The 26,600-nt window shown below is 73.0% G+C and carries 27 protein-coding genes and 1 riboswitch; of the genes, 16 read left to right on the forward strand and 11 right to left on the reverse strand.

The window, feature by feature from the left end:
* Nucleotides 1-154: 154 nt before the first annotated feature.
* Nucleotides 155-1,096: an ROK family glucokinase gene (locus ACZ5ON_RS01055; RefSeq protein ID WP_465583126.1), complete on the forward strand. Its 942-nt coding sequence runs from the start codon at nt 155-157 to the stop codon at nt 1,094-1,096.
* 154 nt (nt 1,097-1,250) lie between these two features.
* Entirely contained in the window at nt 1,251-2,018 is a 768-nt protein-coding gene (locus tag ACZ5ON_RS01060) for an endonuclease/exonuclease/phosphatase family protein (protein ID WP_465583129.1), read from the forward strand.
* Here ACZ5ON_RS01060 and ACZ5ON_RS01065 read toward each other — a convergent pair.
* Together ACZ5ON_RS01065 and ACZ5ON_RS01070 are read right to left on the reverse strand one after the other, a co-directional pair.
* The gene (locus tag ACZ5ON_RS01065; protein ID WP_465583132.1) at nt 2,011-2,592 is read right to left on the reverse strand and encodes a hypothetical protein; all 582 of its coding nucleotides are present in this window, start codon (nt 2,590-2,592) and stop codon (nt 2,011-2,013) included. The genes ACZ5ON_RS01060 and ACZ5ON_RS01065 overlap by 8 nt on opposite strands.
* Before the next feature lie 30 nt (nt 2,593-2,622).
* Nucleotides 2,623-3,411, reverse strand: a complete 789-nt coding sequence (locus ACZ5ON_RS01070; RefSeq protein ID WP_465583136.1) for an alpha/beta hydrolase — start codon at nt 3,409-3,411, stop codon at nt 2,623-2,625.
* Between the two features lie 233 nt (nt 3,412-3,644).
* On the opposite strand from ACZ5ON_RS01070, the gene ACZ5ON_RS01075 reads away from it, so the two are divergent.
* The 3 genes from ACZ5ON_RS01075 to ACZ5ON_RS01085 are packed head-to-tail and all read left to right on the forward strand — an operon-like array spanning nt 3,645 to nt 6,293.
* Nucleotides 3,645-4,433: a lysophospholipid acyltransferase family protein gene (locus ACZ5ON_RS01075; RefSeq protein ID WP_465583933.1), complete on the forward strand. Its 789-nt coding sequence runs from the start codon at nt 3,645-3,647 to the stop codon at nt 4,431-4,433.
* Nucleotides 4,434-4,458: 25 nt separating this feature from the next.
* Nucleotides 4,459-5,628: a MacS family sensor histidine kinase gene (gene macS / locus ACZ5ON_RS01080; RefSeq protein ID WP_465583140.1), complete on the forward strand. Its 1,170-nt coding sequence runs from the start codon at nt 4,459-4,461 to the stop codon at nt 5,626-5,628.
* 20 nt (nt 5,629-5,648) lie between these two features.
* A complete protein-coding gene (locus ACZ5ON_RS01085; protein ID WP_465583936.1) occupies nt 5,649-6,293 on the forward strand; it encodes a response regulator in 645 nt (214 codons plus the stop codon).
* A gap of 74 nt (nt 6,294-6,367) precedes the next feature.
* Here the strand turns inward: ACZ5ON_RS01085 and ACZ5ON_RS01090 are convergent, their stop codons facing one another.
* Nucleotides 6,368-8,329 carry an anthranilate synthase family protein gene (locus tag ACZ5ON_RS01090; protein ID WP_465583143.1) on the reverse strand — a complete coding sequence of 654 codons (1,962 nt, stop codon included), beginning with the start codon at nt 8,327-8,329 and terminating at the stop codon, nt 6,368-6,370.
* 304 nt (nt 8,330-8,633) lie between these two features.
* Here ACZ5ON_RS01090 and ACZ5ON_RS01095 point away from each other — a divergent pair, with 304 nt between their 5' ends.
* Both ACZ5ON_RS01095 and ACZ5ON_RS01100 read left to right on the forward strand, forming a co-directional pair.
* A complete protein-coding gene (locus tag ACZ5ON_RS01095; RefSeq protein WP_465583939.1) occupies nt 8,634-9,980 on the forward strand; it encodes a class II 3-deoxy-7-phosphoheptulonate synthase in 1,347 nt (448 codons plus the stop codon).
* Between the two features lie 300 nt (nt 9,981-10,280).
* Nucleotides 10,281-10,529 carry a (2Fe-2S)-binding protein gene (locus ACZ5ON_RS01100; RefSeq protein WP_344634105.1) on the forward strand — a complete coding sequence of 83 codons (249 nt, stop codon included), beginning with the start codon at nt 10,281-10,283 and terminating at the stop codon, nt 10,527-10,529.
* Between the two features lie 13 nt (nt 10,530-10,542).
* On the opposite strand, the gene bfr is transcribed toward ACZ5ON_RS01100, so the two are convergent.
* Nucleotides 10,543-11,022 carry a bacterioferritin gene (gene bfr, locus ACZ5ON_RS01105; protein ID WP_465583147.1) on the reverse strand — a complete coding sequence of 160 codons (480 nt, stop codon included), beginning with the start codon at nt 11,020-11,022 and terminating at the stop codon, nt 10,543-10,545.
* 213 nt (nt 11,023-11,235) lie between these two features.
* Here bfr and ACZ5ON_RS01110 point away from each other — a divergent pair, with 213 nt between their 5' ends.
* Nucleotides 11,236-11,865, forward strand: a complete 630-nt coding sequence (locus ACZ5ON_RS01110) for a sulfite oxidase-like oxidoreductase (RefSeq protein WP_465583150.1) — start codon at nt 11,236-11,238, stop codon at nt 11,863-11,865.
* A 67-nt stretch (nt 11,866-11,932) separates the two neighbouring features.
* Here the strand turns inward: ACZ5ON_RS01110 and pknB are convergent, their stop codons facing one another.
* The 4 genes from pknB to thiO all read right to left on the reverse strand — a co-directional run bounded on the left by pknB (nt 11,933) and on the right by thiO (nt 15,983).
* Nucleotides 11,933-13,663, reverse strand: a complete 1,731-nt coding sequence (pknB, locus tag ACZ5ON_RS01115) for a Stk1 family PASTA domain-containing Ser/Thr kinase (RefSeq protein WP_465583153.1) — start codon at nt 13,661-13,663, stop codon at nt 11,933-11,935.
* Nucleotides 13,664-13,787: 124 nt separating this feature from the next.
* Nucleotides 13,788-14,606 carry a thiazole synthase gene (locus ACZ5ON_RS01120; RefSeq protein WP_465583156.1) on the reverse strand — a complete coding sequence of 273 codons (819 nt, stop codon included), beginning with the start codon at nt 14,604-14,606 and terminating at the stop codon, nt 13,788-13,790.
* A 7-nt stretch (nt 14,607-14,613) separates the two neighbouring features.
* Nucleotides 14,614-14,823, reverse strand: a complete 210-nt coding sequence (thiS, locus tag ACZ5ON_RS01125) for a sulfur carrier protein ThiS (RefSeq protein WP_465583161.1) — start codon at nt 14,821-14,823, stop codon at nt 14,614-14,616.
* Nucleotides 14,820-15,983 carry a glycine oxidase ThiO gene (gene thiO / locus ACZ5ON_RS01130; protein ID WP_465583164.1) on the reverse strand — a complete coding sequence of 388 codons (1,164 nt, stop codon included), beginning with the start codon at nt 15,981-15,983 and terminating at the stop codon, nt 14,820-14,822. The genes thiS and thiO overlap by 4 nt, the downstream gene beginning before the upstream one ends.
* Nucleotides 15,978-16,090: riboswitch (TPP riboswitch) on the reverse strand. It overlaps the preceding gene by 6 nt.
* A 120-nt stretch (nt 16,091-16,210) precedes the next feature.
* Here thiO and ACZ5ON_RS01135 point away from each other — a divergent pair.
* The 3 genes from ACZ5ON_RS01135 (at nt 16,211) to thiE (ending at nt 18,502) form a co-directional block, all read left to right on the forward strand.
* On the forward strand, nt 16,211-17,395 hold the full coding sequence (locus ACZ5ON_RS01135) for an NAD(P)/FAD-dependent oxidoreductase (protein ID WP_465583942.1): 1,185 nt from the start codon (nt 16,211-16,213) through the stop codon (nt 17,393-17,395).
* A gap of 82 nt (nt 17,396-17,477) precedes the next feature.
* Nucleotides 17,478-17,843 (forward strand): Rv2175c family DNA-binding protein, encoded by a 366-nt coding sequence (locus ACZ5ON_RS01140; protein WP_344634098.1) that lies wholly within the window; start codon nt 17,478-17,480, stop codon nt 17,841-17,843.
* Entirely contained in the window at nt 17,843-18,502 is a 660-nt protein-coding gene (gene thiE, locus ACZ5ON_RS01145; protein ID WP_465583167.1) for a thiamine phosphate synthase, read from the forward strand. The genes ACZ5ON_RS01140 and thiE overlap by 1 nt, the downstream gene beginning before the upstream one ends.
* Nucleotides 18,503-18,586: 84 nt before the next feature.
* Here the strand turns inward: thiE and ACZ5ON_RS01150 are convergent, their stop codons facing one another.
* Nucleotides 18,587-19,693 carry a polyprenyl synthetase family protein gene (locus ACZ5ON_RS01150; protein WP_465583173.1) on the reverse strand — a complete coding sequence of 369 codons (1,107 nt, stop codon included), beginning with the start codon at nt 19,691-19,693 and terminating at the stop codon, nt 18,587-18,589.
* Nucleotides 19,694-19,842: 149 nt separating this feature from the next.
* On the opposite strand from ACZ5ON_RS01150, the gene metF reads away from it, so the two are divergent.
* From metF to ACZ5ON_RS01165, 3 genes are all read left to right on the forward strand, one after another.
* Nucleotides 19,843-20,757: a methylenetetrahydrofolate reductase [NAD(P)H] gene (metF, locus tag ACZ5ON_RS01155; protein WP_465583176.1), complete on the forward strand. Its 915-nt coding sequence runs from the start codon at nt 19,843-19,845 to the stop codon at nt 20,755-20,757.
* Between the two features lie 96 nt (nt 20,758-20,853).
* Nucleotides 20,854-21,711 (forward strand): hypothetical protein, encoded by an 858-nt coding sequence (locus tag ACZ5ON_RS01160; protein ID WP_465583179.1) that lies wholly within the window; start codon nt 20,854-20,856, stop codon nt 21,709-21,711.
* 133 nt (nt 21,712-21,844) lie between these two features.
* A complete protein-coding gene (locus ACZ5ON_RS01165; protein WP_465583184.1) occupies nt 21,845-22,279 on the forward strand; it encodes an SRPBCC family protein in 435 nt (144 codons plus the stop codon).
* Nucleotides 22,280-22,309: 30 nt separating this feature from the next.
* Here ACZ5ON_RS01165 and ACZ5ON_RS01170 read toward each other — a convergent pair whose 3' ends face one another.
* Both ACZ5ON_RS01170 and ACZ5ON_RS01175 read right to left on the reverse strand, forming a co-directional pair.
* Complete coding sequence (locus ACZ5ON_RS01170) at nt 22,310-23,758, reverse strand: phytoene desaturase family protein (protein WP_465583187.1); 1,449 nt, start codon at nt 23,756-23,758, stop codon at nt 22,310-22,312.
* Nucleotides 23,759-23,829: 71 nt separating this feature from the next.
* Nucleotides 23,830-24,456: a DUF4126 domain-containing protein gene (locus ACZ5ON_RS01175; protein ID WP_465583190.1), complete on the reverse strand. Its 627-nt coding sequence runs from the start codon at nt 24,454-24,456 to the stop codon at nt 23,830-23,832.
* 659 nt (nt 24,457-25,115) lie between these two features.
* Here ACZ5ON_RS01175 and ACZ5ON_RS01180 point away from each other — a divergent pair.
* Nucleotides 25,116-25,703, forward strand: a complete 588-nt coding sequence (locus ACZ5ON_RS01180) for an SAV_6107 family HEPN domain-containing protein (RefSeq protein WP_465583193.1) — start codon at nt 25,116-25,118, stop codon at nt 25,701-25,703.
* Between the two features lie 132 nt (nt 25,704-25,835).
* Nucleotides 25,836-26,588 (forward strand): methyltransferase domain-containing protein, encoded by a 753-nt coding sequence (locus ACZ5ON_RS01185; RefSeq protein WP_465583196.1) that lies wholly within the window; start codon nt 25,836-25,838, stop codon nt 26,586-26,588.
* Nucleotides 26,589-26,600 lie beyond the last annotated feature (12 nt).

Consider the following 26,600-nt stretch of genomic DNA (forward strand, 5'->3'; position numbering starts at 1 on the left):
GTTACTGATCAGGGCATAACGTACGACTTTTGAAAGCGTGCTGCCGAGATCTCAGGAAAATGTCTTCGGATAATGTATGCAGCGCGGTGTACGCGAGCACCGTTGTCCGGGTACCGTTCGAGGCAGCGGGAACGAGTGAATAGCTGAGGGACACATGGCTCTGACCATCGGCGTCGATGTCGGCGGCACCAAGATCGCGGCCGGCGTGGTCGACGAGAACGGCGAGATCCTCGCCCGGACCCGGGTACCCACCCCCGCCGACCCCCAGTGGGCGGTCGATGCCATCGCCCAGGCCGTCCGTGAACTCAAGGACCAGCACCCGGACGTGACCGCCGTCGGTGTCGGTGCCCCCGGCTTCGTCGACCGCGACCGCTCCACGGTGATCTTCGCCCCGAACATCGCCTGGGAGAACGAGCCCCTGCGGGGCCGGATCGAGGAGCTCACCGGCCTGCGCGCGGTGGTCGAGAACGACGCCAACTGCGCCGCCTGGGCCGAGTTCCGCTTCGGCGCCGCGGCCGCGTACGAGGACATGGTCCTGATCACCGTCGGCACCGGCATCGGCGGTGGCATCGTGCTGGACGGCCGCCTGCACCGCGGCCGCTTCGGCGTGGCCGGCGAGATCGGCCACCTCAACATGGTCCCGGACGGCCTGCCCTGCGGCTGCGGCGGCAAGGGCTGCTGGGAGCAGTACGGCTCCGGGCGCGCGCTGCGCCGGTACGGACGGGAGCGCGCCGCCGCGGACCGGGTGCGGGGCAAGTGGATGCTCGACCTCAACGACGGGGTTGCCGAGACCATCCGCGGCATCCACATCACCGAGGCCGCCGAGGGTGGCGACCCGCTCGCGCTGGAGTGCTACGAGGAGCTCGCCGACTGGCTGGGCCGGGGCATGGCCGACCTGGCCGCACTCTTCGACCCGGCGGTCTTCGTCCTCGGCGGCGGGGTCTCCGACTCCGGCCGGCTGCTGCTCGACCCGGTCGCCAAGGCGTTCGAGAAGTACCTGACGGGCGGGGTGCACCGCCCGCGCGCCGAGGTCGTGCTGGCCTCGATGGGCTCCGCCGCCGGTATCGCCGGCGCGGCCGACCTGGCGCGGACCTGACGCTCAGGGCCGGGCCCGCCGAGAGAGCCTCGAATCCGCGGGAACCGCGCGAGCAGCCGTACGCGGCCGCTCGCGCGGTTCCCGCGTTCTCCGACACCGGACCGCCGACCCGGTGCCCCTGGTGCGCCCCCGGGTGGTGGCCGATCATGGGGGCATGCCGCTTCCTCCGCTGCCCGCCTCCGGGGACGAGCCCGACGGCGGACGGCGCGTCCGCCTGCTGAGCTACAACGTCCGTTCGCTGCGCGACGACCGACGGGCCCTGGTCCGGGTGATCCGCGCCTGCGAACCCGACCTGATCTGCATTCAGGAGTCCCCCCGTTACTGGCGCCCCGGCGGCCAGGCGGCCTGGCTGGCCCGGCGGACGGGCACCGTGATCCTCGCCGGGGGCGGCCGGATCACCGCCGGACCGCTGCTGCTGGGCCGACCCGGCGTCCGGGTGACCGAGACCAGGGACCGGCTGCTCCCCAAGACCCGGGGGCTTCACGCCCGGGGCTTCGCCACCGCCGTGGTCCGCCTCGGCGGTGCGGCCCCGCTGGTGGTGACCAGCTGCCACCTCAGCCTCGATCCCGAGGAGCGCCACCGGCAGTTCGGGCTGCTCCCCGGTCAGCTCTCGCCGGGTGAACTCGGCGTCATCGCGGGCGACTTCAACGAGCATCCGGACGATGCGGGCTGGCGGCGCCTGGCCGCCGACTTCCAGGACGCCCATGCCGCCGCCCCCTGGGGCGGCACCTGGACGTCGGTCCCCGAGAACCCGTACCAGCGCATCGACGCGGTCTTCGCCTCCCCGGGCATCGAGGTGCTGGCCTGCGGCGTCCCGCACGGTCTGCCGGGCGTCGCCCCGGCCGACCTGCTGGCGGCCACCGACCACCTGCCCGTGCTGGCGGTCCTGCGGGTACCGCCGGCGCGGGGGTGGGTCAGATGACCGCGCCGCCGTTCGGGTCCGGGGGTTCGTCCTCGTCGCGGCTCTTCATCCGGGCGATCAGGGTGACGAAACCGCCGAGGAAGCCGATGATGCCGACCCAGGCCGGCCAGCCGGAGACCTCGCGCCAGACCAGCGCGTCGAAGAGCAGCAGCGCCGGGCCGCCGAGCACCGCGAGCCAGGCGAACTTGGCCGCGGTGTCCGCCTTGGGCAGCGGCGGGTCGGGCTGTACGAAGTGACCCTCGTCCTCCTCCTCGGCGAGGCCGTAGTCGCGCGGCCCCGAGCCGCCCGCCGGGCGGGGGCGCGGCTGGGGGGTGAACTCGGCCAGTTCCGGCGGGGTGGCCGCCCGGGCGTCGGTCTCGCCCTTGGCGCGGAGGTTCTCGATCTCCGGCCAGTCGGGGTCGGTGAGGTCCACCGGGTCGTCGAACTGGGCGACCAGGGCCGCGAAGATCGCGTCCTGCTCGGCCTGGCTGCCCGCCGCCGGGCGTCGGGCAGGCGTCTCCGGCTCCTTGGGGGAGTCCCCCTTGGCCTCGCCGTCCCGTGGCAGCTCCTCGTCGCCGCCCGCCGCCGTGCTCATCGGTACTGCCTCTTCTGCACAACCAGCCCTTCAGCCCAGGTGGTTCACGGCCTCGGCGGTCGCCAGGGGCGCCAGCCGCCGGATGAGGTCGAGGCTCGCCTCGAAGATCAACTCGGCGTCGTGGTCCAGCGTCGCCACGTGGAAGCTGCGCTCGCAGAGCAGCTCGGTCACGTCGGTCGAGGATATCCGGGCGAGCACCAGTGCGGAGTTGGCGGGGGAGACGACATGGTCCTGCGGGCTGTGCAGCAGCAGGACCGGTTGCCGTACCCGGGGCAGCTCGGCCTGCACCGTCCGCCACAGCCGGCTCAGCGACCAGGCGGCGTGCAGCGGCGTACGGTCGTAGCCGACCTCGACGGCGCCGTCGAGCGCGATGTCGTTGGCGATCCCGGGAATGCTCGGCACCAGGTGCCGCAGCACCGGCAGCAGCACGCTCGAGGGATTGTCGGAGCGGACGGACGGATTGACGAGCACCAGTCCGGCGACGGCCGGGCCGTGCTGGGCGGCCAGGCGCAGGGCGAGCGCACCGCCCATCGAGAGCGCGCAGACGAACACCTGGTCGCAGTGCTCGGCCAGCTCGCGGAACCCGCGGTCGGCCTCGGCGTACCAGTCCTCCCAGCGGGTCACCTGCATGTCCTGCCAGCGGGTGCCGTGGCCGGGCAGCAGCGGCACCGAGACGGTCAGCCCGGCGGCGGCCAGCCGCTCTGCCCACGGCCGCATCGACTGCGGGGAGCCGGTGAAACCGTGCACTAGCAGTACCCCGGTCCGCCCGCCCGGCCGGCGGAACGGTTCGGCACCGGGCAGCAGTGGTGACACCGGCATCTGCGGGCTCCTTCGCGGGCAGCACTGGGATCCGAATCGTCGCACGCGGCCACCGCCGCCGTACAGGCCCGCAGCCCGGGCGGACCCGGCCCCCGAGCCGAAGCGAGCCGCGGGGGAGCGTCCGGCGGCGGGCGGGCGAGTCACGGCCCCGGCGCGGGTGCACATTGCGCAGGCCGAAAGCATTAGGATCGTCCGGTCCGTATAACAGGAGGCCCGGGTTGTTCTACCGACTGATGAAGATGATCGTCGCACCGCTGCTGCGGATCTTCTTCCGGCCGTGGTTGGAGGGCGCGGAGAACATCCCCGAGGAGGGGGCCGCGATCATCGCGAGCAACCACCTCTCCTTCTCGGACTCCTTCTTCCTGCCCGCGCTGATGAAGCGCCGGGTCACCTTCATCGCCAAGGCGGAGTACTTCACCACGCCGGGCGTCAAGGGCAGGCTCACCGCCGCATTCTTCAAGGGCGTCGGCCAGCTGCCGGTGGACCGCTCCGGCGTCCGCGGCGCCGGCGAGGCGGCGATCCGCAGCGCCATCGCGGTGATCGAGCGGGGCGAGCTGTTCGGCGTCTACCCCGAGGGCACCCGCTCGCCCGACGGCAAGCTCTACCGCGGCAAGGTCGGCGGCCTGGCCCGGGTCGCGCTGGCCACCGGCGCCCCGGTGATCCCGGTCGCGATGATCGACACCGAGAAGGTGCAGCCCCCCGGCCAGGTGATCCCCAACTTCGGTATCCGGCCCGGTATCCGGATCGGTCGCCCGCTCGACTTCTCCCGCTACCAGGGCATGGAGAACGACCGTTTCATTCTCCGTTCCGTCACCGACGAGGTGATGTACGAGATCATGCGGCTCTCCGGCCAGGAGTACGTGGACATTTACGCGACCGCCGCCAAGCGGCAGATCGCCGAGGACAAGAAGCGCGCCGAGGCGGAGCGCAAGGCCGAGCAGAAAGCCCTGAAAGCCCAGCAGGAGGCCGAGAAGGCCCAGGCCGAAAAGGACCGGGCCGAAATGGAGAAGGACTCGGAATAGCGGAGAAAGCACGGCAGGGGGGAAGATGGCGGACCACAGACCCGGCACCGGACACGCGTCCGGTCCCGGCAGGGCGATCACCGCGGGCGGCATGTCGGTCGAGATGCCGGTCTGGCGCGCCATCTCCCTCTTCCGCATCCTGGCCCTCGGCTACGCGGTCATCCGCTACTTCCACTCCTACCTGCACTACCTCCACCCGGTCTCCGGCTGGATCTACCTCGGCGCGCTGACCCTCTGGACGCTCGCCAGCACCCGCGCCTTCGCCGACCCGAACCGCTGCACCCGGTACGTGCTCGCCACCGATCTGGCCGCCACCGTCACCGGCATCGTGATGAGCGGCATCATCGACACCCCCGCCCGGATCCACGCCGGTGCGCTGACCCTGCCGACCATCTGGGCGGCGGGCACGGTCCTCGGCTTCGCGGGCAAGGGCGGCTGGCGGGCCGCGGCCTTCTCGGGCAGCGTGATCGGCGTGGCGAACTTCGCCGGCCACGGCGGCCTCACCGGCGACAACGTGCACAACATCGTGCTGCTGCTGGTGGCCGGCTGCGCCGTGGGTTACGTGATGGAACTCGCCCGGGCCAGCGAGGCGGTCCTGGTGCGGGCCCTCCAGGTGGAGGCGGCCACCCGCGAGCGCGAGCGGCTCTCCCGCGACATCCACGACGGGGTGCTCCAGGTGCTCGCGCTGGTGCAGCGCCAGGAGGGCGACCTGGGCGACCTCGGCCGGCTGGCCGGCGAGCAGGAGCGCGCGCTGCGCACCCTGATGACCGGTGCGCCGCTGCCCCGGCAGTCCTCGGACGCCGAAGCGGACCTGCGGGCGCTGCTCGCTCCGTACGCAGACGACCGGGTCACCCTCTCGGCACCGGCGACCCCGGTACGGCTGCCCGGCCGGGTGGCCGGCGAACTGGCCGCCGCCGTCGGCGCGGCCGTCGACAACGTGCACCGCCACGCGGGCGAGCAGGCCCGCGCCTGGATCCTGGTCGAGGACGAGCCGGAGGCCGTCACCGTGAGCATCAGGGACGACGGCCCCGGCTTCCCGGCCGGGCGGCTCGGCGAGGCCGAGCGGTCCGGCAGGCTCGGGGTGGCCCAGTCGATCCGGGGACGGCTGCTGGATCTCGGCGGCACCGCCGAGCTGTACTCGGTGCCCGGCGAGGGCGTCGAGGTGGAACTGCGAGTGCCCAGGGAGGGCGAGTGACCGTCGATCAGATCCGCGTCATGGTGGTGGACGACCACCCGATGTGGCGGGACGCGGTCTCCCGGGATCTCACCGAGGCCGGCATGGCCGTGGTCGCCACCGCCGGGGACGGCGAGGAGGCGGTCCGCCGGGCCCGCGCCTCCGCCCCGCAGGTCCTGGTCCTCGACCTCAACCTGCCGGGCCTGTCCGGTGTCGAGGTCTGCCGCCAGGTGCTGGGGTACGACCCGTTGGTGCGGATCCTGATGCTCTCCGCGAGCGGTGAGCACGCGGACGTGCTGGAGGCCGTCAAGTCCGGCGCCACCGGCTACCTGGTCAAGTCGGCCGGGCGCGAGGAGCTGCTGGACGCGGTCCGCCGGACGGCACTGGGGGACCCGGTGTTCACTCCCGGGCTCGCCGGCCTGGTGCTGGGCGAGTTCCGCCGCCTGGCCGCCGAACCCGCCGCGGCCGCCACATCTTTGGCCGTCCCCAAGCTGACCGCCCGGGAGACCGAGGTGCTCCGGCTGGTCGCCAAGGGCCTGTCGTACCGTCAGATCGCCGACCGGTTGGTGCTGTCGCACCGTACGGTGCAGAACCACGTCCAGAACACGCTCGGCAAGCTGCAGTTGCACAACCGCGTCGAGCTGGTGCGCTACGCGATCGAGCAGGGGCTGGACGACGAGATCTGACCGTACCGGCCAGAGGCCCGGGGAAGTGAGCGGCGGGCCACCCGCGCGGTTCCCCGGCCCCCGGGCGGGGCGGCTCACGCGACCGGGTTCACCTCGGCGCGCGGCTCTCCGTGCTCCCGGGCGCCGCACAGGAGGTCGGTGACGATGGCCGCGCCCTCGCGGGTGAGCACCGACTCGGGGTGGAACTGCAGGCCAGCGAAGCCGGGGCCGCGCAGGGCGTGGACGTCCCCGGTGCGGGGGTCGCGGGCGACCTCGACGCCCTGGGCGGCCAGTCGGTCGGCCTCGGCCCCGGTGCAGCGGGCGGTGAAGGTGTTGTAGAAGCCGACCGTCCGCCGGGTGCCGAAGAGCTCGACGGTCTCCTGGGCGCCCTGGTACGGGACGGCCTTGCGGGCGAGCGGCAGCCCGAGCTCGGCGGCGAGCAACTGGTGGCTGAGGCAGACGGCGAGCAGCGGAGCCGTCCTGGTGCCCGCCCGGACGGCGGCCAGCGCGTCCGTGACGATCGGCCGCAGCAGCGCCATCTTGGGGTCGGCGGGATCGGCCGGGTCGCCCGGGCCCGGGCCGAGCACCAGCGGTCCCGGGTGGGCCGCGACCAGCGACCGCAGCCCGGGGGTGTCGAAGCGCCGGACCGTGACCCGGTGGCCGAGCGCGGTGAGCAGGTGGGCGAGCATCGCGGTGAAGGTGTCCTCGCCGTCCACCACCAGGGTCTCCAGCGGCTGGGTGACCTGGGCGGGCTGCTGCATCCGCAGCCAGAACGGGGCGAGGCCCCGGCGCCGGGCGTCGAGGGCGCGCTGGACCCGGTGGTCGTCGGCCAGCCGGAGCCCCTCGGAGCCGCTGGTGCGGCGGGCTGGGGCCGGGCGGGCGCCGATCGCGGTGAGTACCCCGGCCGCCTTGGCATGGGTCTCGGCGACCTCGGACTCGGGCACGGAGTGGCGGACCAGGGTGGCCCCGACTCCGACCCGCAGCCGTCCGGTGGCCGGGTCGATGTCGGCGGTGCGGATGCAGATCGGCGAGTCCAGCTGCTGGGCGCCGCCGGCCGAGCGCCCGATCAGCGCCAGCGCGCCCGAGTAGTAGCCGCGCCCGCCGGTCTCGTAGCGGCGGATCACCCGGGTGGCGTTCTGCACCGGGCTGCCGGTGACGGTGGCCGCGAACATGGTCTCCCGCAGCACCTCCCGGACGTCCAGCGAGGTGCGTCCGCGCAGCTCGTACTCGGTGTGCGCGAGGTGGGACATCTCCTTCAGCCGGGGGCCGAGCACCTGGCCGCCGAGGTCGCCGACGGTGCACATCATCTTGAGCTCCTCGTCGACCACCATGGTGAGCTCCTCCAGCTCCTTGGGATCGTCCAGGAAGGCGAGCAGCGAGTCGATCTCGGCGCCGCCGGCCGGGTAGCGGTAGGTGCCGGAGATCGGGTTCATCACCACCGTGCCGCCGCTCTGCCGGACGTGGACCTCGGGCGAGGCGCCCACCAGCACCCGGTCCCCGGTGTGCACCAGGTACGTCCAGTAGGCGCCGCGCTCCTGCTCCAGCAGCCGCCGGAACAGCGAGAGTGCGAGGGCCGGGCCGAAGTCCTCCAGCCGTGCCCGGAACTCGCGCCGGATCACGAAGTTGGCGCCCTCGCCGCGCCCGATCTCGTCCCGGATCACCCGGTGGACGATCCGCGCGTACTCGGCGTCGTCGACGTCGAAGCCGCCGTCGCAGAGCGCGACGGGCAGCTGCGGAAGCGCCTGGCGCAGCTCGGCGAGCGGGAAGGCGTACTGCTCCCGGACGCGGATCGCCTGCAGCGGGGTGCCGTCGTCGTGGGCCTCGAACCCCCGTTCGCGGATCTGCCGGTAGGGGACGAGGGCCAGTAGGTCGTGGCGCGGTCCACCGTCGGGCACTCCGGAGGGCACGGGCAACTCGGCCAAGGTCGTGTACGCGCCGACCTCGCCCAGCAGGACCTCGACGGTGTCGGGGGTCAGCCGGGGCGTGCGGCGGTGCAGCAGGGCGAAGGCCGGGGCGGTGGGGTCGGTGAGGCGGGTGAGCAGGTCGTCGAGGTGCACGGTACGGCTTCCTTCCGGTGGTCGGCAGGGCGGTGGCTGGTCCGCTCTTCCCGGAGGGCCTTCGTGCGATACGCCGACGGCCGCCCCGAGGGGCGGCCGTCGTGTCGTCTAGGGACGCGCGAGCTGTGGGCCACCCGGAGGGTCGGCCCACCACCAGCAGAGGGTGTGCGGCGCGGTCATGGGACGAGGGTAGCGGATCGGCTCCGGAGGTGATGACGATCACCGGGAATGTCCAGATCTCGTCTCATCCATCGGGCAGCGTGACCAAATCGTTTGCGCTACCCCGTAGCCTTGACCCGTGACCGTGACAACTGAGACAAACGGGACCGGCCAGCACAGCTGGCAGTCCCTGCCCGCGGCGCAGCAGCCTGAATGGCCGGACCAAGAGGCTCTGCGCAAGGTACTTGCGGAGCTCGCCTCGTATCCGCCGCTCGTCTTCGCCGGCGAGTGTGACCAGCTGCGCGCCCGGCTCGGTGCCGTCGCGCGCGGTGAGGCATTCCTGCTGCAGGGCGGCGACTGCGCCGAGGCGTTCGACGCCGTGTCCGCCGACCAGATCCGCAACAAGCTGAAGACGCTGCTGCAGATGGCCGCGGTGCTGACCTACGCGGCCTCGGTGCCCGTGGTCAAGGTCGGCCGGATCGCCGGCCAGTACTCCAAGCCGCGTTCCAAGTCCGTCGAGACCCGGGACGGCGTGACCCTCCCGGTGTACCGGGGCGACTCGGTGAACGGCTTCGAGTTCACCCCCGAGGCCCGGATCCCGGACCCGGAGCGCCTGAAGCGGATGTACAACGCCTCCGCCGCGACGCTCAACCTGGTCCGCGCCTTCACCACCGGTGGTTACGCCGACCTGCGCCAGGTGCACGCCTGGAACCAGGACTTCGTCCGCAACTCGCCCGCCGGGCAGCGCTACGAGCGGCTGGCCAAGGAGATCGACAACGCGCTGGCCTTCATGAAGGCGTGCGGGGTGGCTCCGGAGGAGTTCAAGACGGTCGAGTTCTTCTCCTCGCACGAGGCGCTGGTGCTCGACTACGAGACCGCGCTGACCCGTACCGACTCGCGGACCGGCCACCTGTACGACGTGTCCGGCCACATGGTGTGGATCGGTGAGCGCACCCGGCAGCTGGACCACGCGCACATCGAGTTCGCATCCAAGATCCGCAACCCGATCGGCGTGAAGCTCGGTCCGTCCACCACGGTCGACGAGGCGCTCACCCTGATCGACCGGCTCGACCCGGAGCGTGAGCCGGGCCGGCTCACCTTCATCACCCGGATGGGCGCCGGCAGGATCCGCGAGCACCTGCCCACCCTGGTGGAGAAGGTCACCGCGACCGGTGCCCAGGTGGTCTGGATCTGCGACCCGATGCACGGCAACACCTTCGAGGCCGCCACCGGCCACAAGACCCGCAGCTTCGACGACGTGCTCGACGAGGTCAAGGGCTTCTTCGAGGTGCACCGCGCGCTGGGCACCCACCCGGGCGGCATCCACGTCGAGCTGACCGGTGACGACGTCACCGAGTGCGTCGGCGGCGGTGACGAGGTCCAGGTGGACGACCTGCACCAGCGTTACGAGACGGCCTGCGACCCGCGGCTCAACCGCAGCCAGTCGCTGGACCTGGCGTTCCTGGTCGCGGAGATGTACCGCGGCAACTGACGCCGGTTCCCGCCCCGAACCGAAGGGCGCGCCGATGCCGAAAGTGACGAGCGACAAGCGAGCGAAGCGAGTGCGGAGCAGTGCGGAGCGAGGAGCGTCGGCATCGGATCTGGGCGCCCGGAGGCGAGCGGGCGAGTAACTGTAGCGGGCGAGCAACTGTGACGAAGGCCCCTCCGTTTTCGGTGAATCCGGGAGCGGAGGGGCTTCTTCGTCCCCCGGTCCATTGGGTAAGGTGAGGCTAAGTGAGTTAAGGCAAGCCTTGGCTCTGTTCCACGAGCGCGACCCCCGGGAGAGACCGCGATGTACGTCTGCATGTGTCATGCGGTCACCGAGGACGAGGTCAAGCAGCAGATCGACGGCGGGGCCAACACCCCGCGCCAGATAGCCAAGGGCTGCAAGGCCGGCACTGACTGCGGCTCCTGCGTGCGGCGGATCCAGGCGCTGCTGGGTGAGCACGGCGCGCGCCCGTGTCCGACCGCCCGGCTGGCCGCCAGGCTGGGACTGGCCGAGCCGGAGACCGGGCTGGTCGAGCCGCTGCGCGCGGCCTGAGCGGCTGGGCGGGTCAGGACTCGGGCTGCTCGATCACCTGGGCGATGTAGAGGGCCTCGCCGAGTTTCTCCAGCAGTTCGAGCTGGGTGTCGAGGTAGTCGATGTGGTCCTCCTCGTCGGCCAGGATGTCCTCGAAGATGTTGGCCGAGGTGATGTCGTTCTTGGCCCGCATCAGCACGATCCCGCGCTTCAACCGGTCGATGGCCTCGACCTCGATCTGGCGGTCGGCCTCGAACATCTCCTTGACCGTCTGGCCGATCCGGACGTGGAACAGCCGCTGGTAGTTCGGCAGGCCGTCGAGAAAGAGGATCCGGTCGGTGAGCACCTCGGCGTGCTTCATCTCGTCGAAGGACTCGTGCCGGGTGTGCTTAGAGAGCTTCGTCCAGCCGAAGCTCTCCTGCATCTTGGCGTGCAGGAAGTACTGGTTGATGGCGGTCAGCTCGGCGGTGAGCTGCTCGTTCAGGAACTCGATGACCTCTGAGTCGCCCTTCATGGCGGTGCCTTCCTGCTCATGCGTCGCACGCGAAACCCACGGCTGTGACCGCATCGTGACACCCTCTTGGATGAGAATTCCAGTTAGTTCACACTTAGTGGCAGATGTGGTGGAACATCCGATTTGTCCGCTATGCGGACGGCGGGGCCTCCCACCAGGGCCCCCACCAGGGCCGCCCGCGGCGTCCGGTCCGCTGTCTGTCACCATGGAGCCATGGGTCAGCACGAACGAGAAGAGCTTCAGCCGTCTGACCCCAGGCTCCCTCCCGGCCAGCGGCTGCAACGCGGCTGGCCGGTGCTGCACTACGGGCCCGTTCCCCGGTTCAAGCCGCTGACCTGGGACTTCCAGGTCTTCGGGGCCACCGCCTCGGCCGAGAAGCACCGCTGGGACTTCGAGGGCTTCCACGAACTGCCCAGGACCACCGTGCGCGGCGACTTCCACTGCGTGACCAGGTTCTCGATGCTCGACAGCGAGTGGAGCGGCGTGGCGGCCGGCACCGTCCTCGACCTGGTGCCGCCGACCCCCGACACCACCCATGTGATGGTCTGGGCGGAGTACGGCTACAGCGCCAACCTCCGGCTCGCGGACTTCGCGGACTCGCGGACGCTCTTCGCCACCCACCACAACGGCGAGCCGCTCACCGTGGAGCACGGCTTCCCGGTGCGCCTGGTCGTGCCGCACCTGTACGCCTGGAAGGGGCCGAAGTGGGTGCGCGCGGTCGAGTACATGCGCGCCGACCGCCGGGGCTTCTGGGAGGAGCGCGGCTACCACAACCTGGCCGACCCGTGGGCCGAACAGCGCTACTCGTACCAGGAGAAGCCCGGCGACGGGCCGCTGCGCTGACCGGCCGTGCGGTGGCCGCGGGCGGGGCCCCGGGGGCGGGTCACCGGGGACCCGCGTCCCGGAAGGCTCAAAAGGCCGGCAGCTTCAGGGTGACCGCGGTGCCCTGGGGGGCGGGCGTGCCGGCGGCCGGGCTCTGGCTGATGACCTTGCCGGTGCCGAAGAAGTCGAGGCCGCTGGTCTGGCTCTGGAAACCGGCGTCGGTCAGCGCCTTGGCGGCCGCCTCCTTGGTCAGGCCGACCACGTTCGGAACCGGGACCATGCCCTTGGATACCACCAGCGCCACCGGGGTGTTCAGCGCCACCTGCCCGCCCGCGGCCGGGGTGAAGCTGATCACCGAGCCCTGGGGCACCGCGTCGTCGTACGTCTCGGTGACGGTGCCCGGTACGAGACCGACGTCGGTCAGCGCCTTGCGGGCCTGGTCCAGCGGCTTGCCGGCCAGATCGGGCACGGCGATCCGCTGCGGGCCCTTGGAGAGCGTCACCTTCACCGGATCGCTCTTGCGCACCCGCTGGCCGACGCCCGGGTCGGAGGAGACCACCTGCCCGGCCGGGATGCTCTCGCTGAACTGCTGGCTGAACACGCCCTGCAGCCCGGCCTTGTCCAGGGTCTGCACCGCCTGCGCCCGGGTCTGTCCCAGCACGCTCGGCACCGTCGCGTACACGGCGCTGGAGAGGAAGTACGTCGCACCGCCGACCAGGGCGAGCAGCACGGCCACCACCGCCGTCCACACCAGTGGCTTGCGCGAGCGGCGCGGCCGGGCGGGAGGTACGTCCCGGGGTTCGTCGTACGGGCGCGGGTGGGAGAAGTCGAGAGTGGGGAGGTCGAGCACACTGGTGCGCTCCACCTGCCGCTCGACCACTGCGGTCACCTCGCCGGTGGGGTACTGCGGGGTGGTCCTGGACGAGGCCGGGGGTTCGGTGTCCAACTGCTCGGGCGTGAGCGAGCGGCGGGCCCGCTGGAGGGTGGCCAGCAGCTCGACGGCGTCGTAGGGGCGGGCCTGGGGATCGCGGGCGGTGGCCGCCGCCACGATGGCGTCGAGCCCCGGTGCGACGTTGGGCGCCACCTGCGAGGGCGGCGGGACGTCCTCGTGCAGATGGCGGTAGATCACCTGCATCGGGTTGTCGCCGGTGTGCGGCTTGCCGCCGGTGAGCATCTCGTACAGCAGGATGCCGGCCGCGTAGACGTCGACCCGCTGGTCGGTCGGCGCACCGGGCTGGATCTGCTCGGGTGCGAGGTAGGAGACCGTGCCGAGCACGGTGGTGGCCGAGGTGGTGTTGGTGACCGCGCCGTCCCCGCCGGAGAGCACCCGGACCAGGCCGAAGTCGGCCACCTTCACCAGGCCGCTGTCGGTGATCAGGACGTTCTCCGGCTTCACGTCCCGGTGCACCAGACCGGCCCGGTGCGCGGCGCCGAGGGCGGCCAGTACCGGCTCCAGGACGTCCAGGGCGGCCCGGGCGCTCAGCGCACCGCGCTCGCGCAGCAGGTCGCGCAGGGTGCAGCCGGGCACGTACTCCATGGCCAGGAAGACCGTGCGGCCGTCCGCCCCCTGGTCGAAGACGTTGACCACGTTGGAGTGGGTCAGCCGGGCGACGGCCTTGGCCTCGCGGATGAACCGGGCGGTGAAGTCGGGGTCGTCCACCAGGGACGGGTGCATCACCTTGAGCGCGACCACCCGGTCGAGCCTGGTGTCGGTGCCCCGGTAGACGGTGGCCATGCCGCCGGCCGCGATGCGCTGCTCGACCCGGTACCGGCCGTCGAGCAGGGTGCCGATCAGGGGATCGTGCAGCGTTGTGTCCACCAGAGGAGTGTAGGGGGTCACGTATTTGCCGTGGTGCACGCGAATTTGCCGTGGTGCACGCGAACCCCGTCGGGGAGGCGGGCACGCCCCGCTCCCGGGGCGTGCCGGGCCGCGGTGGCCGCCGCTAGAAGGCGGGCCGTTCGCGGTGGTCGAGGTCGGCGCGGCCGGCCATGGCGGAGGAGGCCTCGGCGTGGAAGCGGCGCGGGATGCGGCCAGCCCGGTAGGCGAGCCGGCCGGCCTCGGTGGCGTGCCGCATCGCCTCGGCCATCAGCACCGGCTCCTGGGCCCGGGTGACCGCGGAGGCCAGCATGACGGCGGCGCAGCCGAGTTCCATCGCCAGCGCCACGTCGGAGGCGGTGCCCGCACCCGCGTCCAGGATCACCGGGACACCCGCACTCTCCACGATCAGCTGGAAGTTGTGCGGGTTGCGGATGCCGAGGCCCGAGCCGATCGGCGAGCCCAGCGGCATGATCGCCGCACAGCCGACGTCCTCCAGCTTCCGTGCCAGCACCGGGTCGTCGTTGGTGTACGGGAGTACGGTGAAGCCGTCGTCCACCAAGGTCTCGGCCGCGTCCAGGAGTTCGATCGGGTCGGGGAGCAAGGTGCGCTCGTCCGCGATGACTTCGAGCTTGACCCAGTCGGTGCCGAGCGCCTCGCGGGCCAGCCGGGCGGTCAGCACGGCCTCTCCGGCGGTGAAGCAGCCGGCAGTGTTGGGAAGGATGCGGATGCCGTTGCGGGTCAGGACGTCCAGGACCGAACCGTGGGTGTTCGGGTCGACCCGGCGCATCGCGACGGTGGTCAGCTCGGTGCCCGAGGCGCGCAGCGCCTGCTCCAGGACCTCCAGGCTCGGCGCACCGCCGGTGCCCATGATCAGACGGGAGTCGAAGGTGGTGCCGGCGACGGTGAACCGGTCCTTCTCGTCGTCGAGTCGCATGGCGGCCATGTCTGCGTCAGCCTCCCTGTACTGCGGTGAGGATCTCGACGCGGTCACCCGAGTCGAGCACGGTGTCGGCCCACGCGCTGCGCGGGACGACGGTCTCGTTCAGCGCGGCGGCCACCCCGGTCGGCGCCTTGCTCAACGCGGCCACCACCTCCGCGAGCGTGGTCGCGGGCGGAATCCGGCGCGGTTCGCCGTTGACGGTGAGTGAGATCTCGTTCATGCGGCGACCTTCGTGCCGAAGCGGCTGGGGGAGAAGGGGACGGCGAGTTCGGGGACGGTGCCGGTGGCCAGGTACTCGGCCAGCAGGTCGCCCGTCACCGGGGCGAGCAGGACGCCGTTGCGGTAGTGGCCGGTGGCCGCCACCAGCCCGGGGAGGGCGGTCGGACCGAGCAGCGGGGCGTTGTCCGGTGAGCCCGGCCGCAGTCCCGCACCGGTCTCCACCAGCGGCAGTTCGGTCAGCCCCGGGACCAACTCGTGTGCGTCCCTCAGCAGTTCGTACACCCCGCCGGCGGTGACCGTGGTGTCGTAGCCCTGCTCCTCGGTGGTCGCGCCGATCACCAACTCGCCGTCGGCGCGCGGCACCAGGTAGACGTGCTGCCCGCGCACCACCGCGCGGACGTTGCGGGAGAGGAACGGTGAGTACGGCCGCGGGATGCTCAGTCGCAGCACCTGGCCCTTGACCGGCCGGATGGCCGGCAGCACGCCCTCGGGCAGACCCGTCAGCAGGTGGCTGCGGCAGCCCGCGGCGAGCACGATGCGCTCCGCGCGCAGCAGTTCGCCGGTGGACAGGCGCACGCCCGTCGCCCGGTCGCCCTCGACCAGCAGCTCGGTCGCCTCGGCGGCGAGCAGCCGAGCTCCGGCCCGCTCGCAGGCCCGCACCAGGGCGGTGGAGAGCCGCCGGGGGTCCACCTGGTGATCGCCCGTCACCTGCAGTCCGCCGCGCACGCCGGGCGCCAGCATCGGCTCCAGCCTGCGGCACTCGCGGCCGGTCAGCCAGTGCGACTCCAGGCCGAGCCGCTGATGGAAGGCGTGCAGTTCGCGCAGCTCCTCGCGGTCGTCGGAGTCCAGCGCCACCGCCAGGGTGCCGGTCTGCCGGTAGCCGGTGTCCAGGCCGGTGAGCTCGGACAGCTCGGCGGTGAAGGCCGCGTACCGTTCGTTGGAGGCCATACCTAGCCGCAGCAGCGGCTCCTCGCCGTACTGGAGCTCGGTGACGGGCGCCAGCATCCCGGCCGCCACCTGCGCCGCCCCGCCGCCGTGGGCCGGATCGACCGCCACGACCGCGAGCCCCCGCTGGGCGGCCCGCCAGGCCACGCCCAATCCGATGACACCGCCGCCGATCACCAGCACGTCGGTGCCCGACCCGCTCACAACGCGTGTCAAAGCTGCTCTTCTCCCTTCGCCGGCATGACCCGGATCAGGTTCGGACGGTCGCAGGCCGCCGCAGCCCGCCTCTCAGCCCGGTGCACCGGGCTCCCGTGATGGTCCAACCACCATAACGCCGGGCCCGGCCCGGGCCGAATGCGCCTACGGATTGCGGACAAGCCCCCGGACACCGGCGCCCGGCTCGGTAGGGTGGCCGGGTGGCAGAGCTGAGCATCACGGATCCGATGGTCGTCGTGGGGGCCGGGATGGCGGGGGCGCAGGCGGCGCTCGCGCTGCGCCAGGGGGGCTGGCGCGGGCCGATATCCCTGGTCGGCGAGGAACGGCACCCGCCGTACGACCGGCCGCCGCTGTCCAAGGACGTCCTGCTGGGCAAGCGCGACTCCACCGAACTGGACATCGACTGGCAGGACCTGGGCGTGGAGCTGCTGCCCGGTCGCCGGGCCACCGCCGTGGCGCCGGGCGTCCTGCACACCGACGCCGGTGAACTCCCGTACGGCGGCCTGGTGATCGCCACCGGTGCCGCACCGATCGCCCTGCCGGGATCGGACGGCGCGCGGGTGCTGCGCACCGTGGACGACGCGCTCGCGCTGCGGGCCGAGCTGGTGCCCGGAGCGCGGCTGGTCCTGGTCGGGGCGGGCTGGATCGGGGCCGAGACCGCGACGGTGGCGCGGCAGCTGGGTTGCGAGGTGACGGTGGTCGAGGCGGGCCCGGCCCCGCTGGCCGGTGCCCTGCCCGCCGAGCTCGGCGCGCTGATGGCCGACTGGTACGCCGCCGCCGGGGCGGAACTGCGCTGCGGCACCGGCGTCGCGGTCGTCGAGCCGGACGCGGTCGAGCTCACCGATGGCACCCGGCTGCCCGCCGACCTGGTCGTGGTCGGCATCGGCGCCCGTCCGGCCACCGGCTGGCTCGCGGGCAGCGGCGTCGGGCTGGACGCGTCCGGCGCGATCCTGGTGGACGAGTGGCTGCGCTCCGGCGCGGAGCACGTCTGGGCGGCCGGCGACTGCGTCTCGTACCCCTCGGCCCGGTTCGGTACCCGGCTGGCCGTCCAGCACTGGGACCACGCGCTGCAGTCCGGCCGTGCCGTGGCCGCCTCGGTGCTGGCCACGGCACTCGGGCAGGAGCCCGGTGAGCCGTACGACCCCGTGCCGTACTTCTGGTCGGAGCAGTTCGGCCGGATGGTCCAGTACGTCGGGCGGCACGCCGGCGCGGACCGGCTGGTGTGGCGGGGCTCGGCGCAGGACCAGGCCTGGGCGGTGCTCTGGCTGCGCGAGGACCGGCTGGTCGGGACGCTCGCGGTGGACCGTCCGCGTGACGTCACCCAGGCCCGGCGACTGATCGCCACCGGCGCGGTCCTCGATCCGGCGAAGGCGGCGGAGGTGTCGCTCCAGCTCAAGGCGGCATTGGCCTGAAGGCTCCGACCGGAGCGGGACGGCGGCGGCGCCGGGGCGGAGGTAGGTGCGCGGGGGCGCCGAGAGGTGAGAGTCTGGTGCCGTGAGTGAGATCGATCCCAAGATTGAAGCCCTGGTCCCCGCCTGGATGTACCTGCCCGACATCTCCGAGCAGTGGGGTGTCCTGGTCACCGAGGTCCGCAACCAGGTGAAGGCGGGCCACCTGGTGGCGGTCCGGCGCGGCGAGAACAAGGCGCTCCAGGTGCCTGCCGCGTTCATCGACACCGACGGCCCCGTCAAGCACCTGGTCGGCACCCTGACCGTGCTGCGGGACTGCGGGTTCAACGACGAGGAGATCCTTGAGTGGATGTTCACCGAGGATCCGTCGCTGCCCGGCAGCCCGATCCAGGCCCTGCGGGAGAACCGGGGCACCGAGGTCAAGCGCCGCGCCCAGGCGATGGCGCTCTGATGGCGGACGTCCGTACCCGGCTGGCGGACGCCCGGCTCTACCTGTGCACCGACGCCCGGCGCGAGCAGGGTGACCTGCCCGAGTTCCTGGACGCGGTGCTGGCGGGCGGCGTGGACATCGTCCAGCTCCGCGACAAGGGCCTGGAGGCCCGGCAGGAGCTGGAGTGCCTGGAGATCATCGCCGACGCCGCCCGGCGGCACGGCAGGCTCTTCGCGGTCAACGACCGCGCCGACGTCGCGCACGCCGCCCGCCCGCACGTGCTGCACCTCGGGCAGGACGACCTGCCGGTACCGGCGGCGCGGGCGATCCTCGGCGACGAGGTGGTGATCGGACGGTCCTGCCACGCCGAGTCCGAGGTGGACGCGGCGATCGCCGAGCCGGGCGTGGACTACTTCTGCACCGGCCCGGTCTGGCCCACCCCCACCAAGCCCGGCCGTCCCGCCCCCGGGCTCGGGCTGGTCTCGTACGCGGCCGAGGCAACGGCTCGTTCGGAGGCTGGCGACCGCCCGTGGTTCGCGATCGGCGGTATCGACCTGTCGAACCTGGACGAGGTGCTCGCGGCCGGCGCCCGGCGGATCGTGGTGGTCCGGGCGATCACGGCCGCCGAGGACCCGGGCGCGGCGGCGGCGGAGCTGGCCCGCCGGGTCCGCGCGGCCTGACGTCCTTCGGGTCGGCGGGGCACGCGGTGCCCCGCCGACCCCGCCGCAGGGGCACGCCCGTCAGCCCGCGCCGCTCCGGCCGGGTCAGTACTTGCGGACGGTGGCCGCTTCGGCGAGGGCGAGCAGGGCCGCGCGGGCCGGGCCGCCGGCCAGCGGGGCGGCGTCGAGGGCGTCGAGGGACTGCCGCATCAGCTCCGCGATCCGGTCCTCGACCAGCTCGGCCGCGCCGCTGTGCTCGACCAGCCGGCGCAGCTCGGGGATCTCCTCGGCAGTCAGGTCGGGAGCGCCGAGGCGCCGGTCCAGCCGGCGGGCGTCCGCGGCGCCGAGACCGCGCATCGCGTGCGCGATCAGCAGCGTCCGCTTGCCCTCGCGCAGGTCGTCACCGGCCGGCTTGCCGGTGACCGCCGGGTCGCCGAAGACGCCGAGCAGGTCGTCGCGGAGCTGGAACGCCTCACCCAGCGGCAGGCCGAACTCCGAGTACGCGGTGAGCACTTCGGGACCGGCCCCGGCCAGCAGGGCGCCGATCTGGAGCGGGCGCTCGATGGTGTACTTGGCCGACTTGTAGTGCAGTACGGTCCGGGTGCGAGCCAGCGCGCCCTCGTCCGTGGAGTCCCCGGCGACCGGCTCCAGCACGTCCAGGTACTGACCGACCATCACCTCGGTGCGCATCAGGTCGAAGACCGGCTTGGCCGCGAGCACCCGCTCGGCGGGCAGTCCGGAGCGCAGGAAGAGCTCGTCGCACCAGATCAGCAGCAGGTCACCGAGCAGCACCGCCGCCGAGGCTCCGTACTGCTCGCGGTCGCCGCGCCAGCCGCTGCTGCGGTGCAGGGCCTCGAAGCGGCGGTGCACCGAGGGCAAGCCGCGCCGGGTGTCGCTTCGGTCCATCAGGTCGTCGTGCACCAGGGCGCTGGCCTGGAGCAGCTCCAGCGCGGCGGCCGCCCGCGCGATGGACGGGTCCCCGGATGCGCCGCCCGCGCCGCGCCAGCCCCAGTAGCAGAAGGCCGGCCGCAGCCGCTTGCCGCCGTCCAGCAGGAACTCGCGCAGCGCCTCGGTGACGGGCAGCAGCTGGGCGGAGATCCCGGAGAGCAGTGCGGACTGCCCGTCCATGAACTCCGCGAGGGCCGCGTTGACGCGCTCGCGGACGGCCTCCACGGCTATGGGGTCGACCGACTGGCTGCTGGACGAGGGCACGAGGAACTCCGGATCACTGGGGTGACAATCAGACTAACGGGAGGACTGTCCGAGCCCGCCATCAAGGGCTTCCCCGGCCTTTCCAACCGGTGTCTCAGTTGGTGGACAAAAACTGTCAGGCCCTTCGCCGCGCCCGCTAACCTGCCAGCATGGCACTTGGCATCTCCTCCACCAGGACCGACCGCGCCCAGACGGTCCACGACCTGCTGGCGGCCGGGGACCGTTCGTTCTCCTTCGAGTTCATGCCCCCGCGCAGCGAGGACGCCGAGCGCCGCCTGTGGGACGCGATCCGCCGCCTGGAACCGCTCAACCCCAACTTCGTCTGCATGACCTACGGTGCCGGCGGCTCCTCCCGGGGCCGCACCGTCGACATGGTGGGCCGGATCGCCACCGAGACCACCCTGACCCCGGTCGCCCACCTCACCGCCGTCGACCACTCGCTGGCCGAGCTGCGGAACATCATCGGCCACTACGCGGACCAGGGCGTCCGCAACGTCCTCGCCGTCCGGGGCGACCCGCCCGGCGACCCGCAGGGCGAATGGGTCCGCCACCCGGAGGGCGTCACCTACGCGTACGAGCTGGTCGAGCTGATCAAGGACATCGGCGACTTCTGCGTCGGCGTGGCCGCGTTCCCGCAGATGCACCCGCGCTCGGACAACTGGGACGACGACATCCGGCACTTCGTCCACAAGATCCGTGCGGGCGCCGACTACGCGATCACCCAGATGTTCTTCGAGGTCGAGGACTACCTGCGGCTGCGCGACCGGGTCGCCGCGGCCGGCTGCGGGGTGCCGATCATCCCGGAGATCATGCCGGTCACCAACATCCGGCAGCTGGAGCGCTTCCCGCAGCTGTCCGGGTCTGACTTCCCGGAGGACCTGAAGCGCCGCTTCGAGGCCGTCGCCGACGACCGGGAGGCGGTGCGCGCCATCGGCATCGAGCACGCCACCGCGATGTCGGAACGGCTGCTCGCCGAGGGCGCTCCCGGCCTGCACTTCATCACCCTGAACCACTCCACCTCGACCCTGGAGATCTACCAGAACCTCGGTCTCCACCAGCGCTGAGCCAGGCGCCCTCGGCCGGTCCCGGCGATGTGGGTCCGGGGCCGCCGAGCAGGTACAGTCGCCCGCACACGCGCGGTTCGCGACTGGAGGTAGCGGATGGGCATCGGATATCTGGTGCTGTACGTCGCGCTGGCGCTGGTGGCGCTCTGGTTGCTCGCCGAGCTGCTGCTGCAGAGCCGCGCGCCGCTGCACTGGCGGGCCCTCGCACTGGTCGGCTTCCTGGGCGTGGTCGCCGGGATGCGGCTCGGTTCGGTGGTGGTGATCGGAGCCGGTGCGGCGGCCTTCGCCCTCGGCCAGGTCTTCGTCACCCGCGCGGTCAAGCAGGGCACTGTCTCGGCCTGGTCGCTGCGCGGCAAGGACGGTGCTCTGCCGGGCCCGCTCGCCCGGATCCCGCTGCTCAGCGCCGCCACCGGCGGTGCCGCCGTGGCCGCCGCCGCGGCGGTGCGGCAGGTGGGCGAGGTCGGGCCGATCGAGGAGGCCGCCCCGCTCGCGCCCGTGCCCGCGCCGCGCGACCCGAGCCCGTTCGAATCGGTACCGTCCGATCCGGCCCCCGTCGACCCGATCCCCTTCGATCCCTACGGACAGCCGGCCGCGTACTCCCCGTACGGGCAGATGCAGGAGATCGGCGACGCCAGCGTGTACGTCGAGCCCTTCCAGTCGACCGAACCGTACCCGGTCGGTGCCTACCAGCCGCAGCCCGCCGAGCCTGCCCCGTACGCCGACCAGCACTGGCCGCAGCAGCCGGGGTACGGGTACGGGTACGAGCAGTCTTACCAGGCGTACCAGGCGTATCAGGATCCGTACGGCCAGCAGCACCAGCAGCCCCAGTATCAGGACGCCCAGTATCAGGACGCCCAGCAGCAGTACGCCCAGCCCTGGGAGTACCAGCAGGCGCAGGCCGTGGAGCAGTCCGGCTACGGCCACAATCCCTGGGGCTACCAGCAGCAGGGCTGAGCCCGGGGCCGCTCGGGGGTGCCGTCCCGCCCCCGTCCGAACCGTTCGGCTCCCCTGACGACGAACCCATGACCGATCGGGTGGTCGGGCCGTAGGCTGGTCGGGTTGACTTACCGTCAGCCACACGCCGGGGGTGCCTGTGTCCCATGCCGTCACGGTCGAGGTAGCGGCTTCGCCCGCGCGGATCTGGCAGGTGCTGGCGGACGTCGAGCGCTGGCCCTCGTGGACCGCCACGGTCTCGGAGGTGCGCCGGCTGGAGGACGGGCCGTTCGGCGTCGGCAGCACGGTGCGGATCCGGCAGCCCAGGCTCCGCCCGGCCGTCTGGCGGGTGACGGAGTACGAACCGGGCCGCTGCTTCGTCTGGCAGAGCGGCGCCCCGGGTGTACTGACCGTCGCCGAGCACCGGATCGACCCGCGAAGGGAAGGCGCTGCGGACGTCACGCTGACTCTCGGCCAGTTCGGCCCGGCGGCCCCGGTGGTCGGCGTGGTCTACGGGCCGCTGACCCGCCGCTACCTGGCCATCGAGGCGGCCGGCCTCAAGCGGGCCGCCGAACAGCCGGCGCCGTGAGCCCGGGCACCGGTGCCCGGGCGTGTGCCGTCAGGCCGGGCCGATCCCGGTGGCCGTGATCGAGGCGGACATCCCGGCCCTGGCCAGGCCCCCGCCGGGGTGGACGGTGGCGCCGATCAGGTGGAGGCCCGGGATGCCGGAGTCGTTCGGCGGGTTGAGGAACCGCCCGCCGGCCCCGGCCAGCGACGGGTGGACCAGGGCGGCGGTCGGCGGCAGCACCTCGCGCCAGAGCACCCGTTCGCGCAGATCGATCCCGGCGGCCGCCAGGTGGTCCAGCAGATGGTCGGCGTACGCCTCGAAGTCCGGTGCGAGCTCGGCGAGTTCGTCCGGATCGGGCACGGTGACGGTGAGCGTGACGGCCTCGTGAGCGTCGTCCGGGCGCAGCGTCGGATCGTCGGGCCGGTGGACCTGGACCGTGGGGCACTCGGGCAGGCCGGGGTGCTCGAAGACCCGGTCCAGTTCGCGCTCCAGGTCGCGGGCGTGCACCACCGTGCGGTACGCCGTGCCGGCCGGGCGCGCGCCCCGCAGGGCCAGCAGGACGGTGAGCCGGCCGGTGGAGGGGCCCTCGCCGAACTTCGGGTCGAGGCCGGGCACGATGCCGCGCCGCGCCAGGGTGCGGGCGTCGACCGCCGAGAGCACCAGATCCGCCTCGAAGCGGCGCTCCCCGGCCACGACCCCGCAGGCCCTGCCGTCAGCCACCAGCACCTCGGTGACCGGAGTGCCGAAGTGGAACTCCACCCCGCGCTGCTCGCACCGCCGGTACACCGCCTCGGCCAGCGCCCGGTTGCCGCCGGTGACGTACCAGACGCCGAAGGACTGCTCCATGTACGGCAGCACGCTGGCCCCGGCCGGCGCCTCGTCTGGGGAGAGGCCGAAGCGCAGTGCGTACTCGTACAGCAGCGCGGTCAGCCCGGGATGACCGCCGAGCTCGCGTTCGGCGACGTCGGCGAGGGTGCTGGTGCGGCGGGAGAGGCGGGCCAGTCCGCGGCGCGCCGGCGCCGGGTACGGATCGGTGCGCAGCGGACCGGGGTCGGCCGGCAGCGGCTCCTCCAGCAGCGGCCGCCGGGTGGCCTCCCAGACCGCGCGGGCCCGGTTCATCACCTCGCCCCAGCGCTCGCCCGACCCCGGGCCGAAGGCCTCGTCCAGGGCCTGGGCGACCCCGCCGCGCGAGGCGTTGGGCAGCAGCAGGTCCGTACCGTCCGGGAAGAGGTGCCGGCTCTCCGGTGCCACCGGCGCCAGCTCGACCAGCTGTTCCAGCGGCTCGCGGCCCGACTTCAGTGCGAGGTCGCGGTAGACGGCGGGCAGCGTGAGCAGCCCGGGGCCGGTGTCGAAGGAGAAGCCGTCCCGCTCGTAGCGGCCGAGCATCCCCCCGTACGTCCCGCTCGCCTCACAGACCGTCACCCGGTGTCCGAGGGTGGCCAGCCGGGCGGCGGCGGCCAGTCCGCTGATTCCTGCGCCGATGATGACGATCCGTGCCATGGGACCTGATCCTAGATCTCGCCCGGCGGCTCCTTCGGGCTGCGCCCCTCGGCGGCCGGTGGCCGGGCGGTTCAGGGGCGTCCCGCGCCGACCGGCTGGGGCTGCCGCGCGGCGGTCCGCCGTGCCTTGCGCTCGCGGCGCCGCTGGCGGAAGGCGCGGATCCGGGAGACGGCGAACCAGACCAGCACCACGCCGACCACCAGCAGGATCGCGGCGATGGACGCGGCGAACCACGGGTGGAAGATCGCCAGGGTGACCAGGCCGGCCACCGAGAGGTCCTCGACCAGGCTGACGACGATGTTGCTGGCGGGCTCCGGAGAGGTGTTGACGGCCATCCGCAGCGAGGCCTTGATGAGATGGCTGACCAGTGCCGTCGTACCGCCCACCGCACCGGCCGCCACCTCGCCGAGCGAACCCGGGTGGGCGCTGGCCAGCAGCGCGGCCACGGTCGCACCGGCGATCGGGCGGATCACGGTGTGGATCGCGTCCCACACCGTGTCCACGTACGGGATCTTGTCGGCGACCGCCTCGCAGAGGAACAGCACGGTCACGGCGATGAGTACATCGGTGCGCTCCAGCACCGGCGGCACCGACTCCGCCCCGGCGAAGCGTCCGAGCAGGCCGAGCAGCATCACCACGGCGTAGGCGTTGATCCCGCTCGCCCAGCCGCTGGTGAAGATCAACGGGACGATGCCCACTTTCGCGCTCCTCCTTGGACCCCGTGTCCGACGTACGGGCCACACCGTATCGGGACGCACGGACGGCCCGGGTTCTCAGGACGCCGCCGGGTGCCGGCCGGTTCCAGCCCGCCGGGCGGTCGCCGGGAATTGAGTACGGATACTCAGTTCCCGACTTGAGTACCCGATCGGATGGCCTCCGACCTGCGGAAACCGGCATAGTTACGGCATCGGGACGACGGCCTTCGAACAGGCGGTGCCCGGTGGCGGTTCCGGGTCCATCGGCCGTGTGGGGCAACGATGGGGCCCGCTGCGGAGCCGTGTGAACCGGCCGGACGACGGCCGCGCACCGCCGGTACGGGGCGGCGGAGCGGGGTCGTGGGGAGGGCGGCCGGTGGGGGGAGTACCGGGGGGAGCACCGGGCAGTGCCGGGCCGTAGCGCCGGGTGCGCCCGGTTGACGGGCGGGGCGGTTCCGCACGGCAGGCCGACGGGGGAGTCGGGGCGGCCGGGCGGGACCGCCCTCGCCGTTGTCCGCCGGTGGTGGCCGGATCCGCACGCTCCGGGGGACCCGGCGGAGCCTGTGCGGACGAAACGGCAGACGGATTGTCAGTGGTGCCGTTCAGGATGGAACCGCACGGGCCACCCGGCCCGCGCCACCCGCTTCGGACCGGGGGATGCCATGACCATCAGCCGTCCTGAGACCGTCACCCGCCGCCCAGCCGCCGACCCTCGTACCCCCGCGCCCCAGAACCCCCCGGCCCAGAGCCCCGCACCGCAGGGCCGGGGCGCCGACGTCCACCCCGTACTGCGCCGGGCCGCCGCCCCGCCCGCCGCCCTGGACCTGCTGCGCCAGGCGGACCTGACCCTCGTCCGTGCCCGCCAGTACGAGGACCCGCTGGAGCGGTACGCCGCCGCGCACCTGGCCGCGCTGCGCACCACCGCGGCCGTGCTCGCCGTGCGCGGGCGGCCGGAGAAGAACCCGCGCCGCCGCCGGGCCATCCGCAGCGCCTGGGACGTGCTGCCCGAGGTCGCCCCCGAACTCGCCGAGTGGGCCGTGTACTTCGCGGCCGGTGCCCGCCGCCGGGCCGCCGCCGAGGCGGGCATCCGGGGCGCGGCCGGCCCGCGCGACGCGGACGACCTGATCCGCAACACCGCGCTCTACCACCGCATCGTGCAGCGCCTGCTGGGCCTGTACCCCGAGCCGCCGGCCCAGCCGCTGCCGCTCGACCGCCGGGCCGCCGCGAGCGAGGACGATACGCGGCGCTAGCCGGTCGGTTGGCGGGTCCGTGCCGCGGGCGCCTTGTGCAGCCGATGTGACCGGGGTGGGACGGGATCGCGCAGGGGCCGGGCGGACTAAGGTGGGGGCATCAGCGAACCCCCGCCACGAGGAGCTCCAGCCTTGTACCCGACGCGTCCCCGCAGCGCCCTGCGTACCGCCGTGGTGTGGGAGGTGGTGAAGACGGCTCTGGAAGGCCGGGCCGCCGAACTGGACCAGCCGGTGCTGGACGTGCTCGACACGGGCGGTGGCACCGGCAACTTCGCGGTGCCGGTGGCCCGGCTGGGACACCGCGTGACGGTGGTCGACCCGAGCCCGGACGCGCTCTTCGCGCTGGAGCGCCGGGCCGCTGAGGCGGGCGTAACCGACCTGGTCCGCGCCGTCCAGGGCGACACCCAGACCCTCCCCGAGGTGGTCGACCCGGCAAGTGTGGACGCGGTGCTCTGCCACGGCGTCCTGGAGATGGTGGACGACCCGGCCGAGGCGCTCGGCAACCTCACCGCGACGCTGCGCAAGGGCGGACTGGTGAGCCTGCTCGCGGCCAACCGCAACGGCGCCGTGCTGGCCCGTGCCCTGGGCGGGCACTTCACCGAGGCCAGGGCCGCCCTGGACGCCGCCGACGGCCGCTGGGGCGAGCAGGACCCGATGCCGCGCCGCTTCAGCGCCGAGGAGCTCGGCCGGCTGGCCCGCGCCGCCGGCCTGCGGGTGGACTCGGTGCACGGCGTACGGGTCTTCGCCGACCTGGTCCCCGGGATCCTGGTGGACACCGAGCCCGGCGCGATGGAGGCGCTGCTCAAGCTGGAGCAGGCCGCGGCCGGGGAGCCCGCGTTCCACGCCGTGGCCACCCAGCTGCACCTGCTCGCCTCGCTCGCCTGACCATTCGACCGC

This window comes from Kitasatospora sp. NPDC032150 (assembly GCF_055579945.1).